The sequence below is a fragment of the Paraburkholderia phytofirmans OLGA172 genome (assembly GCF_001634365.1).
Lineage (GTDB): Bacteria > Pseudomonadota > Gammaproteobacteria > Burkholderiales > Burkholderiaceae > Paraburkholderia.
The window spans coordinates 4,532,295-4,548,458 of sequence record NZ_CP014578.1 but is presented as its reverse complement, the minus strand read 5'-3'; the positions used below and the strand labels follow the sequence as shown (position 1 = coordinate 4,548,458).

6 protein-coding genes are annotated in these 16,164 nt (G+C 58.2%); 3 read left to right on the top strand and 3 right to left on the bottom strand.

Features of this window, described 5'->3' with window-relative positions; genetic code table 11:
* Positions 1–444: 444 nt before the first annotated feature.
* Positions 445–2,691 (top strand): primosomal protein N', encoded by a 2,247-nt coding sequence (locus AYM40_RS20025; protein WP_181448391.1) that lies wholly within the window; start codon positions 445–447, stop codon positions 2,689–2,691.
* A gap of 211 nt (positions 2,692–2,902) precedes the next feature.
* Here the strand turns inward: AYM40_RS20025 and AYM40_RS41945 are convergent, their stop codons facing one another.
* Positions 2,903–3,070 carry a hypothetical protein gene (locus AYM40_RS41945; protein ID WP_181448390.1) on the bottom strand — a complete coding sequence of 56 codons (168 nt, stop codon included), beginning with the start codon at positions 3,068–3,070 and terminating at the stop codon, positions 2,903–2,905.
* 313 nt (positions 3,071–3,383) lie between these two features.
* Between AYM40_RS41945 and putA the strand changes: the two genes are divergently transcribed.
* Together putA and AYM40_RS20010 are read left to right on the top strand one after the other, a co-directional pair.
* Positions 3,384–7,328: a trifunctional transcriptional regulator/proline dehydrogenase/L-glutamate gamma-semialdehyde dehydrogenase gene (gene putA, locus AYM40_RS20015; protein WP_063497700.1), complete on the top strand. Its 3,945-nt coding sequence runs from the start codon at positions 3,384–3,386 to the stop codon at positions 7,326–7,328.
* 89 nt (positions 7,329–7,417) lie between these two features.
* Entirely contained in the window at positions 7,418–8,566 is a 1,149-nt protein-coding gene (locus AYM40_RS20010) for a branched-chain amino acid ABC transporter substrate-binding protein (protein ID WP_063497699.1), read from the top strand.
* Positions 8,567–8,662: 96 nt separating this feature from the next.
* Here AYM40_RS20010 and AYM40_RS20005 read toward each other — a convergent pair whose 3' ends face one another.
* Positions 8,663–8,932: a PepSY domain-containing protein gene (locus AYM40_RS20005; RefSeq protein ID WP_063497698.1), complete on the bottom strand. Its 270-nt coding sequence runs from the start codon at positions 8,930–8,932 to the stop codon at positions 8,663–8,665.
* Positions 8,933–9,238: 306 nt separating this feature from the next.
* Complete coding sequence (locus AYM40_RS20000) at positions 9,239–15,808, bottom strand: cytotoxic necrotizing factor Rho-activating domain-containing protein (protein ID WP_063497697.1); 6,570 nt, start codon at positions 15,806–15,808, stop codon at positions 9,239–9,241.
* Between the last annotated feature and the right edge of the window lie 356 nt (positions 15,809–16,164).

The window sequence follows — 16,164 nt, the reverse complement described above, 5'->3', positions numbered from 1 at the left end:
TGGCTGCGGCGCAGCGAATTGGGCTCTCGGTCTAAGGGAATAATTGTAGTCAGCGGGCCGTCAGGTGGCGGTCCTGTGAAAGTCAAGACTTGACTTATGCACATTGAGCGCATTGCGGCGCGGTAGAGGCTTTTGTCGTACCCCGGCCCTTGCACATTGCTGGCGCATTTGATCTAAGCCTTGTCTGGCAAGGGTTTCAAGGGTTCACGACAAAATGTGCGGAATCCCACAGAAGGCCGCTGCGGCGCGGTTCTTGGCTCTTCTGAACGAAGTTCTCAACAAAGTTATCCACAGGCAAGCGGGCCGATTGCAATTGTTCAGCCGAATCCAAAACTTAGCGCGGAAATTGAAGTTTTACTTTAACTTCGATGGGTTCGCGGTTTGCTCAATGTGTACCGTGATGCGGCCTCGTGCCGCATCCATCTACCTGATCCACACCGCCGCGTGAGTGACGTGTTCGTCCGCGTCGCGCTGGATCACCCGCTGCCGACTTTGTTCGACTACCGCTGTGATACGCCCGAGCGCGTCGCGCCGGGCATGCTGGTGAGCGTGCCGTTCGGCAAGCGTCACGTGGTGGGTCTCGTATGCGAAGTGACCACTCACAGTGACGTGCCCGCTGAGCGCCTGCGGGCGGTCAACAATGTCTGTACCGCCTGTCCGCCGGTGTCGGGCGAATGGCTGGCTTTGGCAACCTTCGCTGCCGATTACTATCAGCGCGGCCTCGGGGAAGTGGCCCTACCCGCTTTGCCGCAAGCCCTGCGTGACGCCTCGCGCTGGTCGCGCCTGTTCGCACCGGAGGAGCGTTACAGCCTGACGGCCGAGGGCCGCGCCGCGTTGCCGCAAACATTGCCTGTGCGTGCCAGCGCATTGCGCAAGCTTGCCTCGGCCCTCGCCGAGGCCGAATTTCTGATTGCCGCCGACGCGCGCGCACTCCACCCCAAAGCCATTGCAACCCTCGACGCATGGCAGGCCGAAGGCTGGGTTGCGCTGGAGGTGATCGAAGCCGCTGAGGTGCTCGCCCCCGCCGCATCGCCGGATCTACCCGCACCGGCTCTACCCACCCTTACTGGCGAACAGGCGAGCGCAGTCGAAGCGATCCGCGACGCGAACGGTTTCGCGCCGTTCCTGCTGCACGGCGTGACCGGCAGCGGCAAGACCGAGGTGTATCTGCGTGCGCTCGCCGAGATTCTGGCGGCGAGGCCCGACGCGCAGGCACTCGTCCTCGTTCCTGAAATCAATCTGACGCCGCAGTTCGAGTCGGCCTTCCGTGCGCGCTTTGCCGTGCTCGAAGGCACGTCGATCGTCACGCTGCACAGCGGTCTCGCGGAAGGCGAACGGGCCCGCAACTGGTTCGCGGCGCACACCGGGCGCGCCCGCATTGTGCTCGGCACGCGGCTGGCGGTGCTTGCATCGCTGCCAAAACTCGCGATCATCGTCGTCGACGAGGAACACGATCCGGCCTACAAGCAGCAGGAAGGGCTGCGCTATTCGGCGCGCGATCTGGCGATCTATCGCGCCAAGCAACTCGGTTTGCCGGTTGTGCTCGGCTCAGCCACGCCGTCGCTGGAAAGCTGGTGGCAGGCGGATCAAGGGCGCTATAAGCGCCTTACCCTGTCGCGCCGTGCAGTCGCCGAGGCGGTTCTGCCGACCGTCAAGCTGATCGATCTGGAAGAAGAGCGGCGGCGTGGGCGGGCCTCGGTGGAGGGTTTGTCCGGGCCGTTGATCGCGGCGTTGAAAGCGCGGCTCGAGCGCGGCGAGCAGAGCCTCGTGTTCCTGAACCGGCGCGGCTACGCGCCGCAGCTCGCCTGCGATGCCTGCGGCTGGGTCGCGGGTTGTCCGCGTTGCAGCGCCTACGTCGTGTTGCATAAACCCGAACGTGCGCTGCGCTGCCACCACTGCGGCTGGGAATCGCGCATTCCGCGCTCGTGCCCGGACTGCGGCAATATCGACATCGCGCCGATGGGACGCGGCACGCAACGCGTCGAAGAAACGCTGGCGAGCGCGGTGCCCGGCGCCCGCGTGCTGCGTATCGACGCCGACAGCACGCGCCGCAAAGGCAGCGCGCAGGCGCTGTTCTCGGATGTCCATGCAGGCGAGGTCGACATCCTCGTCGGCACGCAGATGATTGCGAAGGGCCACGACTTCCAGCGGGTGTCGCTGGTCGGTGTGCTGAACGCCGACACCGCCTTGTTTTCACACGACTTCCGCGCGAGCGAACGCCTCTTCGCGCAATTGATGCAAGTGAGTGGCCGCGCCGGCCGCGCCGGTTTGCCGGGCGAAGTGCTGGTACAGACGCGCTACCCGCGCCATGCGCTGTATCACGCGCTGGGGCGGCATGACTACGTCGGCTTTGCCAGTTCGACGCTGGCCGAGCGGCGCGATGCCCATCTGCCGCCGTTTGTCTATCAGGCTTTGCTGCGCGCTGAAGGCCGCACGCTCGAAGCCGCGCTCGCCTTCCTGCAGCAGGCCGCTGCCGCGCTCACGGAGATCCCGGCCGCTGAGCGCGTGACGGTCTATGACGCCGTGCCGCTCACCATCGTCAAGGTGATGCACGTGCATCGCGCGCAATTGCTGATCGAGAGCGCGTCGCGGGCCGCGTTGCAGGCTACTTTGCGCGCGTGGCAACCGATGCTGCGCGGCCTGAAAGGCGTGTTGCGCTGGAATCTCGAAGTCGACCCGCTCGACATCTGACGCCTATCGTCGCGCGGATAGCCGGCTATGCCGTCTGCACAACCAGCTCGTTTCGCCCGACGACACCTGCACTCAGTTCGAGCCGATCCCGCAACACTGACGCGCGCGTTTGCCGCGCCGCTGGTCGAACCGGGCGGCGCTGCTTCACTGCTCGCTGTGTCAGTCGAGACCGGCGTCGCGATGCCTATCGCGAGTCGCCGGGTTCAGCCATTCAATCGTTCAACGCGGCTCGCGCGTCGCCGGCCGATGCGCACGATGCCGGCCGCGCGCGTTTATCTGCTGCACGTTTGCTCGAACCACCCGTCGCGCCACGAATGAACAGCACGGCGCACGTTGCACACATGGCCCAGATGCCCAATACCACCAACCACTTTTCCATTTCGCCAGTCCTCTAAAACCCCGTACCGTTTTTATGTGCGTGCCTTGCGGCCGCGACCATCCATGTTCTATATAACGGCGCGTCGAGCAATCTGATAAGGGTAAAAGCGAAAAGAATCACGCCAGGGAAAGTACTGAGCGCAACCGCCATCGCCTCGTGCGGCGCCATCCGGCGCGAACCCCCGTCGTATCGGGCTTTCACGAGGGTGCAACCATGCGGGGCGCATGGTTGCACCTTTTTATTGGGAGGCGTACGATTCGCTCAACTTTTAGTCTTTCGCCAGCGAATTAGTCTGGTATCCGAAGAAGGAAACATGGCTAGCACCACCCTTGGCGTCAAGGTCGACGACCTCCTGCGTTCCCGGCTGAAAGATGCCGCCACTCGCCTCGAACGCACTCCGCACTGGCTGATCAAGCAGGCGATCTTCGCCTACCTCGAAAAGATCGAGCACGGCCAATTACCTCCTGAATTGTCGGGCCACACCGGCTCGGCCGATCTGGCTGACGGCGCCGCGGTGGAACAGGAGGAAGACGGTGCGTCGCATCCATTCCTCGAATTTGCGCAGAACGTGCAACCGCAATCGGTGCTGCGCGCGGCGATCACCGCTGCGTATCGCCGTCCCGAGCCGGAATGCGTGCCGTTCCTGCTCGGCCAGGCGCGTCTGCCGGCCAATCTCGCGGGCGACGTGCAAGCGATGGCCGGCAAGCTGGTCGAAACGCTGCGCACGAAGAGCAAGGGTGGTGGCGTCGAAGGGCTGATCCACGAATTCTCGCTGTCGAGCCAGGAAGGCGTGGCGCTGATGTGCCTCGCCGAAGCGCTGCTGCGCATTCCCGACCGTGCCACGCGTGACGCGCTGATCCGCGACAAGATCAGCAAGGGCGACTGGAAATCGCACGTTGGCCAGGCGCCGTCGCTGTTCGTCAACGCCGCGACGTGGGGCTTGATGATCACCGGCAAGCTGGTGACGACCAATAGCGAAACGGGTCTCTCCTCGGCGCTCACGCGCCTGATCGGCAAGGGCGGCGAGCCGCTGATCAGGAAGGGCGTGGACATGGCGATGCGCCTGATGGGCGAGCAGTTCGTCACCGGCGAGAACATCTCCGAAGCGCTGGCCAACAGCCGCAAGTACGAAGCACGCGGTTTCCGCTACTCGTACGACATGCTCGGCGAAGCGGCCACCACCGAAGCCGACGCGCAGCGCTACTACGCGTCGTACGAGCAGGCGATCCACGCGATCGGCAAGGCGGCCGGCGGCCGTGGCATTTACGAGGGCCCGGGCATTTCGATCAAGCTGTCGGCGCTGCACGCACGCTATTCGCGTTCGCAGCAGGAACGCGCGATGAGCGAACTGCTGCCGCGCGTGCGCTCGCTGGCGGTCCTCGCGCGCCGCTACGACATTGGCCTGAATATCGACGCTGAAGAAGCCGACCGCCTCGAAATCTCGCTCGATCTGCTCGAAGCGCTATGCTTCGATCCGGAACTGGCCGGCTGGAATGGCATCGGTTTCGTGGTGCAGGCGTATCAGAAGCGCTGCCCGTTCGTGATCGATTACATCGTCGATCTGGCGCGCCGCAGCCGTCACCGCATCATGGTTCGCCTCGTGAAGGGCGCGTACTGGGATACCGAAATCAAGCGCGCGCAAGTGGACGGCCTCGAAGGCTATCCGGTCTACACGCGCAAGATCTACACGGACGTGTCGTACCTCGCCTGCGCCAAGAAGCTGCTCGGCGCGCCGGACGCGGTCTATCCGCAGTTCGCCACGCACAACGCGCATACGTTGTCGGCGATCTATCACCTCGCGGGCAACAACTACTACCCCGGCCAGTACGAGTTCCAGTGCCTGCACGGCATGGGCGAGCCGCTGTATGAGGAAGTCACCGGCCGCGACAAGCTGAACCGTCCGTGCCGCGTGTATGCGCCGGTCGGCACACATGAAACGCTGCTCGCGTACCTCGTGCGCCGTCTGCTGGAAAACGGCGCGAACACGTCGTTCGTGAACCGCATCGCCGACGAAAACGTCGCGATCAAGGACCTGATCGCCGATCCGGTCGACGAAGCCTCGAAGATCGTGCCGCTCGGTGCGCCGCACGCGAAAATTCCGCTGCCGCGCAATCTGTTCGGCGCCGAGCGGCTCAATTCGATGGGCCTCGATCTGTCGAACGAACATCGTCTGGCTTCGCTGTCGTCGGCATTGCTGGCGAGTGCGCATCACCCGTGGCGCGCCGCGCCGATGCTCGAAGACAACGAGATCGCCGTGGGTGCCGCACGTGACGTGCGCAACCCGGCCGATCATCGCGACCTCGTCGGTACGGTCGTCGAAGCGACGTCGGAACATGTGAGCGCCGCGTTGGCACACGCCGTCGCCGCCGCGCCGATCTGGCAAGCGACGCCGGTCGATGCCCGCGCCGATTGCCTCGCGCGTGCCGCCGATCTGCTTGAAGCGCAGATGCACACGCTGATGGGTCTCGTGGTGCGTGAAGCCGGCAAGTCGCTGGCGAACGCGGTCGCGGAAATCCGCGAAGCGATTGATTTCCTGCGCTACTACTCGACGCAGATCCGCAACGAATTCTCCAACGATACGCACCGCCCGCTGGGTCCGGTGGTCTGTATCAGCCCGTGGAACTTCCCGCTGGCGATTTTCATGGGCCAGGTGGCTGCGGCGTTGGCGGCGGGTAATACCGTGCTCGCGAAGCCGGCTGAACAAACGCCGCTGATCGCCGCACAAGCCGTGCGTATCCTGCGCGAAGCCGGCGTGCCGGCGGGCGCGGTGCAATTGTTGCCGGGCGACGGCGAAACGGTCGGCGCCGCTCTGGTGGCCGATCCGCGCACCCGTGCGGTGATGTTCACCGGTTCGACCGAAGTCGCGCGTTTGATCAACAAGACGCTCTCGAATCGCCTCGACCCGGAAGGCAAGCCGATTCCACTGATCGCCGAAACCGGCGGTCAGAACGCGATGATCGTCGATTCGTCGGCGCTTGCTGAACAGGTGGTCGCGGACGTGCTGCAGTCGTCGTTCGATTCCGCCGGTCAACGGTGTTCGGCGTTGCGCGTTCTTTGTCTACAAGAAGATGTGGCGGACCGCACGCTGGAAATGCTGACGGGCGCGATGCGCGAACTGTCAGTGGGCAATCCGGACCGCCTGTCGATCGATGTCGGCCCGGTGATCGACCTCGATGCGAAGCGCGGCATCGACGCGCACGTCGCGGCGATGCGCGAGAAAGGCCGCAAGGTCGAGCAACTGCCGATGCCGGAAGGCGGCGCACAAGGCACGTTTGTTCCGCCGACGCTGATCGAACTCGACAGCATCGACGAATTGAAGCGTGAAGTGTTCGGCCCGGTGCTGCATGTGGTGCGCTACCGCCGCAACCAGTTGGACAAGCTGCTCGAACAGATCCGTACGACCGGTTACGGCCTGACGCTCGGCATCCATACGCGGATCGACGAAACCATCGCCCACGTGATCAGCCGCGCGCATGTCGGCAACATTTATGTGAACCGCAACGTGATCGGCGCGGTGGTGGGGGTCCAGCCGTTCGGCGGCGAAGGTCTGTCGGGCACGGGTCCGAAAGCAGGCGGCGCGCTATATCTGCAACGTCTGCTGGCGACGCGTCCGGCGGGATTGCCGAAGTCGCTGGCCGATGCGTTGATCGTGGATGCGCCGCAAGCGGGCGCAAACGGGGATAATCGCGGCGGTGACAATCCGTCTGCTGCGTTGACCGCTTACCGCGACTGGCTGATCGGCGAACAGCAACCGGTGTTGGCTGCACGCGTCGACGGTTACCTTTCGCATGTGCTGGCGGGCGCAACTGCGGTATTGTCTGGGCCGACCGGCGAGCGCAATACTTACACGCTGGGCGCGCGCGGCACGGTGCTGTGTATCGCCTCGACGGCGAGCGGTGCGCGCGTGCAGTTCGCCGCCGCGCTGGCTACGGGAAATCGCGCGTTGTTCGAGGGCGCGGCGGGTGAACAATTGGTGTCGCAGCTGCCTGCCGCGTTGAAGTCTTACGCAAGCGTGAAGAAGAGCGCCGATACGCCGTTCGACGCGGTGCTGTTCGAAGGCGATAGCGACGAACTGCTGGCGCTGGTGAAGGAAGTGGCGAAACGTGCGGGGCCGATCGTCTCGGTACAGGGCGTCGCGGCTCGCGCGCTGGAAAGCGGCGATGACGACTACGCGCTCGAGCGTCTGTTGACGGAACGCTCGGTCAGCGTGAATACGGCAGCAGCTGGCGGTAATGCGAATTTGATGACGATCGGTTGAGCGAACCTCATCGATTACTTCAATAAAACGGAAGCGGTACGGCGACCCCGAAAAACCGCTCCATCCACACCTGGTACCAAGGAGAAGCTATGCAACACAAGATGAAACAGCTGGCAGGCGCAGCGCTGGTTGCGGCAATGTCGCTGGCGGGGACGGCCAACGCTCAATCGACCGAAGACGTGAAGATCGGCTTTGCCGGTCCGATGACGGGCGCTCAGGCGCACTATGGTAAGGACTTCCAGAACGGCATCACGCTGGCGGTGGAAGATATGAACGCCACCAAGCCGGTGATCGGCGGCAAGCCGGTTCGCTTCGTGCTGGATTCGGCCGACGACCAGGCTGACCCGCGCACCGGCACGACCGTTGCACAAAAGCTGGTGGATGACGGCATCAAGGGCATGCTCGGCCACTTCAACTCGGGCACCACGATTCCGGCTTCGCGCATCTACGCGAATGCGGGCATCCCCGAAATCGCCATGGCGACGGCGCCTGAGTACACGCAACAAGGTTTCAAGACCACGTTCCGCATGATGACGTCCGACACGCAGCAAGGTTCGGTCGCCGGCACGTTCGCGGTGAAGAGCCTGGGCGTGAAGAAGATCGCGATCGTCGACGACCGCACGGCTTACGGCCAAGGTCTGGCCGATCAGTTCGAAAAGGCAGCGAAGGCATCGGGCGCAACCATCGTCGATCGTGAATACACGAACGACAAGGCTGTCGACTTCAAGTCGATCCTGACCAAGCTGAAGTCGGTCCAACCGGACCTGATCTATTACGGCGGCGCGGATTCGCAAGCGGCACCGATGGTCAAGCAGATGAAGGCACTGGGCATCAAGGCGCCGCTGATGGGCGGCGAAATGGTCCACACGCCGACCTTCATCCAGATCGCGGGTGACGCGGCGAACGGCACGGTGGCATCGCTCGCCGGCCTGCCGCTGGACGAAATGCCGGGTGGCAAGGACTACGTCGCGAAGTACAAGAAGCGCTTCAACGAAGACGTGCAAACGTATTCGCCGTACGCTTACGATGGTGCAATGGCGATGTTCGACGCCATGAAGAAGGCTAACTCGACCGATCCGGCCAAGTACCTGCCGCTGCTCGCGAAGACCTCGATGCCGGCCGTGACGTCGGCTAACCTCGCGTATGACGCGAAGGGCGACCTGAAGAACGGCGGCATCACGCTGTACAAGGTTGTCGACGGCAAGTGGACGACGCTGCAAAGCGTGGGCGGGAAGTAAGCAATCCACCGCCAATCGTGCAGCAATGAAAAAGCCCCGCGGTGAATGAACTGGCCGCGGGGCTTTTTTTGCGCCCTTGTTCAGGGCGCTTCGCCGTCATTCCATCTTCTGCCGGATGACAGCAAGCGTCTTGGTGTCGTAGTGCAGTTCGACTTTTCTGCCGTCCTGGTTGTATGCCTCGACCTCGTAGCAATTGTCATCGATCTGGAGCTTCGCGATCTTGTAGCCATGCGCCTCGATCTGTGCGCGAGCGTCGGCTTCGTTGAGCCATTCCGCCGTGGGATGCACGGGACAGGTCACACTGCTGCTGGCTAGCGCAGCACCGGAACAACCAAGCGTAACAATCAGTGCAGTTGTCTTGAGCATTTTCGCCTACCTCTGATGATTGATTGACCACTTTAGCTTTCGCAAGCGGTCGTCACGCGCGGTTAGCAAGGTTTCGTGATTTCGATCAACCAGGAGCATTCGCCCCACTACGTCGTTGCAGTCGCTCTTCGCTACGCTGATGCGCTCGCGAGTTCGTCCCCCGGAGCTTCCTCCCCTGCTCCCGAATCTGTTCTAACGTCGCGCCCGGCGTACTCGCCTCCTGCGTCATCCGAATCTCGATCACGGCCGCACGCTCGGCCTCCATCTATACAGGGGCGCGTACAAGCATCGTGATGCAAGGGGTTGTCACGAAGCCGGCGTCGTCCCTTTGAGGACGAACTGCTTGCCGGGTGTTTTCTGCCTGGCCCCGCGGCCAGGGTGCATCGACGAAGCACCCTCAGCATAAGCTGTTATTTTCAGATCGCCGTCGCATCGAGCCAGCAGCGCATAAGCACGCCCTTTTTCTACCGCCGAGTCTGTTGCCGCCGGCGCGTAGTCGAGCCATTCGATAGGTTTTTCTGCATTCATTTCTCCCGGTGGACTACCCGCCGATTTTCCTGAAAAAGCAAAAAAGCCACTTTCGTATTTTTCCAGAATATCGACTATTCCGCGATTACCTGCTAATTCGTTATGTTCATTGACAAGCGCCATGTCTTCAGAGATTCCCAAACTCGGTATCACTTCTCCGTTTAGGGCGAGATAGGCCTGATAGATGCTTGCTGCGCCTTCCTGATCAGGGCGCCACTTCTGATCGTCAGTTTTCTGCCCCGCGTGGAAAGCATAAAAATATTGTTCATCCACCCCGAAAACAATGGTCGATCCACTCAATTCGCCTCCGGATACGACCACGGGATATCCCTCCTTTACATCTTCCAATTTTATCCGGATTGCAGCGGTTCCAGATTTTCCACTCGTTAACTCGACAATGGATATATCGTCATTAAGCAAGTTATCTTTTCCCCATGTCCCTGACCAAACGTCATCTCTCCCCTGAGACGTAGTGTCGCCGCCCTTCCACGTATCCAGAACATCAGAGAACTTGCTGTCGGCGAGAGAAAACTCTTTTTTCATCTCGATCGTATGCGAATCAAATCTTGTAGCGTCAAAGCCAAGCCGAATCTCACCAGATGATTTTCGATACAACAATCCGTTTCTGGCAAGAGGATTGATATCTCCCTGAACCAGATCGCCAATGTCCGTGTGCGTTAGCTGGATCGGTCCGCCTTTTTTCTGATGATCCTTAAATTGCCATTCAAGCGGCGAGTCTCGATCGATTTTCCATCGACGATAGTCGGTGATGAATCTGTCGTGATCGGAGTGCCGGGTGCGGATATAATCCAGACTCGCGGTCAAATATGCCAAATTGTCCGGATTTTTTAATGTCGCTTTATTGGCTGCCTCAAGGAGGTCGTGTAGTTCCGATGGCGATAGTCCAAATTCCCTCATGATCTCCTGCGCATTTTCTCCCCGCAGTTGTGGCTCCGGTAACGCAACGATATCTGCAATGTCCACGGAATTACCTGAGATTTTCGCGTATTTACAATCGGGCGTGTTGCGCTTCACCGCGTGATAAGCTTCGTGAATTAAAACGGTTGCCAGGTAATTTTTGAACTCGCTTTGGGTAAAACTCTTTCTGAGAGACGCATCGACCACTGCGTCGACGTATATGGTAATGGGCGGTAACTCATTCTTCCAGTCACCGAGTGCGGCAGCCGCTCTCGTGAGCATAAGTATTTTCGGTTGATTCTCGAGATAGCCGGCCTGATAAGAAACGTCGCCCCCGACGTCGAGTTTGCTTAGAAAGGTCTTGATTTTGGCCAACTCTTCTCGAAGCCTTTCTTTCACAACGTCGGTGTGTCTCCCCAGAAAGATGTCCAACGCCTCGTCGACCTTTTGCGCATCTTTTCCATTGGTGAGGGCTTTGAGCGCGTTGTCTAGAGAATTCAACGCGCGTTTGCGCGCACTGGATACAATCTTGTAGATCGGCTCACTCTGGACTCGAGTCAAGTCAATAAGGTGGCTAGCTTTGCCGCCACTGACCGGAGCGCGTCGCAAAGCTTCATTTTCGAAACTATATGAGAATTCGTAATATCGGATGTCATTGTCATTTCGCGCTAACACAATCCCTTGTGCCTTGTTGGAGGTGTTTGCCCCAGGCTTTGACTCGCCACGAATTTCAGGATTTATGGTGTTAATTTTTTCCTTTGCAACTGCCTTCTGAGATATCAATTTGAACCCAGACTTAAACTTGAATTTTCTGGCGAGTCTGAAAACGGAGGTTGAAATGGCCCTGAGCGGCAACGGCTCCCAGAACGCAAATAGCTCATAGCTGGCAATCGCAAAAAGGCGGATTGGAAAAAGTGAAAGATCCCTTGCCGTATCTGCCAAAATTGCCATTAATAGCGCTTTTCCTCTGTGTCCTTTGAGGAGATTATCGAACACTGATATGCGCAAAGCTTTTGCACTTTGCAACGAAAGTTCCGCACCTGGAATTGCGATCGACACTAGAGTGAGAAGATCCAGTGTTACTTCTTCTGCGATTTCCTGGTTCGAGGGATGATAATCCGGATCATTCACGGCGTGATAAGCCATGTCGAACCCAGGGATAAACAAGGTTATATATTGCCACCAGTGCATGTGAAATTCCAGGTCCTCTTTCTGGTCGATTATTCTTTTAAGCATGGCCTTGGCGGCAGCATCCGTGATTTCGATGAGTCGATTTCCGGAAAAATCATTTCTGTCTGGTCTATCTAAAACAAGATAAGCTTCACTGAACATCGTCGCATCGAGACTCGTCGTATTTCGGAGGACCGGATGTATTACTTTTGTGAACAACTGATTTTTCTTCCACAGAAGATTCTTCTTCGGGGAGATTGCAGGTAAAGGCCGAAGGTAGTCTTTTTCAGAGGAAATAGCCGAGAGTATTTTATTTGAGGTCATTTCGGCCGCAGTTACGGACTTGATAATAAACCGTCCGTTGAGTGTGGAGATTACTGTCCAACTCCCTGACGCCATTTCACAAAAGATCAATTCGCCAGCTGTCGAATACCCTGCATCGAATATATTTAAAACAATTTCTCTAAATTTGATCGGCATACTTATCATATCCATAAAAAAGCGCCTTTGCGCGCTTTCTTTCGAAGGTAATGGAGGTGACTCGGTTGCCGGTTTTGTAAATACAATTGTTTTAATTACTTTGATCGGTTTTTCGATGAGCATCCGGTAGGGATGCAAACCATAATCGAAGAGAGCGAAGAGGCTGAGCGCTTCTGCCAGCGGCGAAAGATATTTAGATCGAAATGTTACGAACTGGCCGTAATATTCAGAGTCCGAGCCCGTTTCGGCATTTGGCTTGATATTCTTTATGAATTGCTCGGCTTCGTCGACTATCCCGCTGCGCCGCTTTGTGAATGGAAGATCGCTGAGTTTATTATTAAACTCGATGAGTAATTTAGTGGGATCCAGATTGTATGAGTATAAATCATAAATGCTCGATCCTGTCAATGACTTATAAAATATGGCTTCTGCGAATGAAACGAACGTCGTTACTTCCGGGCTCGATCCGGTGACCAGGGCGAAATTATCCAGGTAGCCCGCCGTCGATAAATTGTGAAGACTGTGGGGTAGGCTTTGATTCTCTCCGAGCATCTGCAGCGTCGCTTTGACGGCCAATGCTCTGGCTTCAAAAACAGTGGCATCTTCCGGGGTTGTTACTGCGGCGGGGAGTTTTGATTTGATCTTGTCCAGGACATTGCGATAATTACGGCATAATGCCATGCGATTTTCTATATAACGGGATGCATACCGGTGTGCAAGAAGTGTCCTGGTTTTGATTTCGAATTCGATATGATCGCGTGGACCCCGAAGGTTATATATTTCCTCCTTTAGTTCGAGGATCTTCGCCTTGATTGTGCATCGAATTGCAGATGTCATTTCCGTGGAGAGGCCGGTCTTTCCAATTGGAACCCTGGATGCGTTGTCGGCCCACAATCGAAGCGCAATACTCACCCCCTCTGCTACGGGGCCAGGTGGCGCAGTTCTGGACCTGTTGCCTAGTTGATCGACAATATAATCATCAAGGCTTTCAATAGCTAACGGAGGCTGGTTGATATCGATTGGCAAATCAAAAACTGATTCCAATTTGGCAATCACTCCTTCCTTACCCTCAGGACGAAGGCCCTGTTGCCTACGAATGATGAAGGTTTCGTAGGCTTTTATTTTTATCAGGATTGACTCGAGACGCCGAAATTTTTGAGACGTACATCCCGTGTCGTCGCTATTATTGATTTCTTTCAAAATCGAATAAAATTCCTGGCCATATCGATTTTCTGAGGAGAGGTAGTACACGGGAGGGTACAACTTATTCGAATAATCGAGAAATGCCTGACGTACGGCCGTTTCGTAGATATTCTCATCTTTCCCGGAAGGGCGGTCTCCATTTTTTATATCAGAAATTGAATCGAGTGCGTTTTCAAAAAACCTATAATCAAATCGAGCTTCGAGGAAGGATCGAACACACTCAAGGTTTTTCCCCTTCAAGTCAATCCATTTTGAATGCGCGGTATGCATGTTCGAATCAACGTCGGGGCATTTTCGGCTTAGTGGTTCGGCGGCAGTCTGTGGCACATCAACTTCGGGGTTGTTTGTCTTTCGTGAATGGAAAATTCCTGATCTTGGGAAACCGGCGGTCAATTCGAAAACGGAGGCTAGGGTCATGGCGGCGAGGAGCGTACCCGTTCGCGATAGCCCTGTGCGCGCAGCAAGTGCGGTCCCGACGGCGACGGTGATGACGGGGTTCGAGGATCCAACCGAGTGTTGAGGGCTAGCTGCGGGATGGGCCTTAGGCACACCTGGAGCCTCACCGGGAGGTGCCGCTGCGCTGCCCCTTGCAGACGCAGAGGCTCTCAACCGAGCCATACGGGATTTCGCGTAGATAAAGCGCGCCTGCCTTTCCTGCTTTTGAGTAGCCTTCTCCCCGTGGCTCAGTCTCATTCGCTCGGCATTGGGGTCGTCATCCACCGGGCAGACAGGTTCAACCACTGTGGCGAGGCTGGCCGTGGGTTTCGCATCGACCACCGTTTGCAGGACTGCATAACTCTGTACCGCCCGCTGCAGATACCCGATCATTCCCGCTATTTTCTCGCCAAGCGAGGTTTCGGGAGGCTGCATATCGTTCTCAAAGAGGAAGCCGTTTGGGGGGTAAACCGCCGGCCCATGGAGAACATTGGAGACGCGTGAGTTGACCGTCTGCCGCTTAACAAAATATCCGTAGTACGAAATGAGTGAGACAACCCCGACAGTCATGTAAATGTTTTCACGCTGACCGCTTAGACATTCGGGAACTACCCCGTCCAGCACATCGTCGACATACCGCTTCGTCTCCTCGGCGACGGCAAATAGAAGTGATTGCGGAGACAGTAGCTGATAAGGAAGCGCCGACAGCGCCTGGATCAGTCCGCCCAGCACATCGCGCTGCTTCAACGCGGTCACCAGGTTATACACAGCGGCGCCAGCAGCGGCGGCGACGCTCGCCGTTGGCGAGACTTTCGCCAGTAGCCAATATCCAAACGTCAATAATTCGCTGTGGGCGATCCATTCGCTGATCCGGGATCCCGCTGAAAAAAGCACCCGCTGGGATTCGGTGTGGCAGGCAAGCGGAATAGGACGGTATTCAACGAGCGGCGTGCTCCATTTAACTCTTGTCGGCGTGCGGAACGATGCGGCTATTTCATCCCGGTCCGAATCGGCCAGCCCCGCATCCTGTGCGGTTGGAGGCATCCAGTCTGCATCGCAGGCAGCATCCTCGAAACCATCGGGGATAAGAACTGGAGACAAGGCTTTCAATACGTCATGGGCGCCCAGAGCGCGAAATATCTCTTGTCGTTCCCCATAGACTGGGCTCATCACGGCTGCGGGGCGGCCTATCTGCTCACTCGTCCGCTTTGCAATATGGGCAGCGGTACGGAAGGCGCTACTTTCGGACGTTTCCCGGTCGGTGCCTGAAGCACCGCGATACTGGTTGGCAAAGGGTGTGAGCCGCCGGACTCGTTTCTGCGGGCGGGACGTTTCGTTAGAGCCGGCCCGTTGTGGCGCTAACGCAGGCTGTTCTCGCCGCTCGGGGTTTGCCAGCCCGTCGGCGGTATCCGATGCGTCAAAGAACTCATCCGCGTCCGTCTCGTCGACATCTCCCTGTAATCCCGAGAGCGTCCTGAGATGTTCAGGTGTTGCGCAAACGCCGTTTCCAGTGGCGGCATCTCGCGCGCTCAGCGATTCGTGCACCGGACCGCAGAGTGCCTTGCGAACCTCGCAGCGGCTCTGCGGCTGACCCCGTAGAGCGCTCGGACGGCCATCGTCACCCAGCAAAATCGCCTCGAGCTCCGGATGACTGAGCGCGTAGTCCTGTATCTCCCGACGGAAATAATCCACTGCCTCCCGTTCGCTTGCAGGCACCTTTCCCCGGAAAATCCGTTTGACCGCATCCACATTCTCAGACGCTTGCAGTGCCTTCCAGATGGCGTTGAAGAAACAGTTTCCATCAGGTCGAACCCAGACTCTTTCACCATTTATAAGCGTCCAGTAGTGGTCGTCCGCTACCTCGATATACACATCGCCAGCGCTGCGCTCTAACTCGCCAAAAGACACATTGGTTGGACCGCTCCTTACGTGAAGCGCCAGCCCGCCCTCCTTCCAGCAAGGAAGTTCAGAAATCAGGTAAGGCATTGAATCCGCCAGTTCAAAATTCCATTCGCCATCGCGCCCGATGCGCTCCACCTGGTCGGCCCACCTCGATTCCACAACATGCGGCTGCTTGACAACTTTATTGTGTCCGCGTCGCTTACTTCCGGTTGCGGAATCTCTCTCTGCGTAGGTGTGCATAAGCCGCCTCGGAATCGGACCACTGACTTTGAGTAGAGCCGTGCGTTAGCCGGTCGTGGCGCGCGTCGCTTCCGGCATGTCGTCGCGATGCGGAGACGCTTGCTGCAAAAGGACGCGGTTCTATCTGGAACAATCTGCACGCGCGATTGCAGGATCGCACCTGGCAACGGCTCGCTGGCGAAGGCGCACCTGTCGGTGCTTCGCATGGGTCGCGCCGAACCTTCGACATCGTCGTAAGGCTGCGGAGATGAATTGAAATATAACGAGCGCCATGTCCATCGACATGATGGCTGCATGACAATTGCGTCATGAAACGGTTCGGTGGTCGCCGTGGGGACGGGATGCGACATCGCGCG

What these genes read in the sequence shown, in the direction of transcription:
- AYM40_RS20005 (WP_063497698.1), bottom strand. Translation starts at nt 8,932, where the DNA reads ATGCTCAAGACAACTGCACTGATTGTTACGCTTGGTTGTTCCGGTGCT.
- AYM40_RS41945 (WP_181448390.1), bottom strand. Translation starts at nt 3,070, where the DNA reads ATGGAAAAGTGGTTGGTGGTATTGGGCATCTGGGCCATGTGTGCAACG.
- AYM40_RS20000 (WP_063497697.1), bottom strand. Translation starts at nt 15,808, where the DNA reads ATGCACACCTACGCAGAGAGAGATTCCGCAACCGGAAGTAAGCGACGC.
- AYM40_RS20010 (WP_063497699.1), top strand. Translation starts at nt 7,418, where the DNA reads ATGCAACACAAGATGAAACAGCTGGCAGGCGCAGCGCTGGTTGCGGCA.
- putA (WP_063497700.1), top strand. Translation starts at nt 3,384, where the DNA reads ATGGCTAGCACCACCCTTGGCGTCAAGGTCGACGACCTCCTGCGTTCC.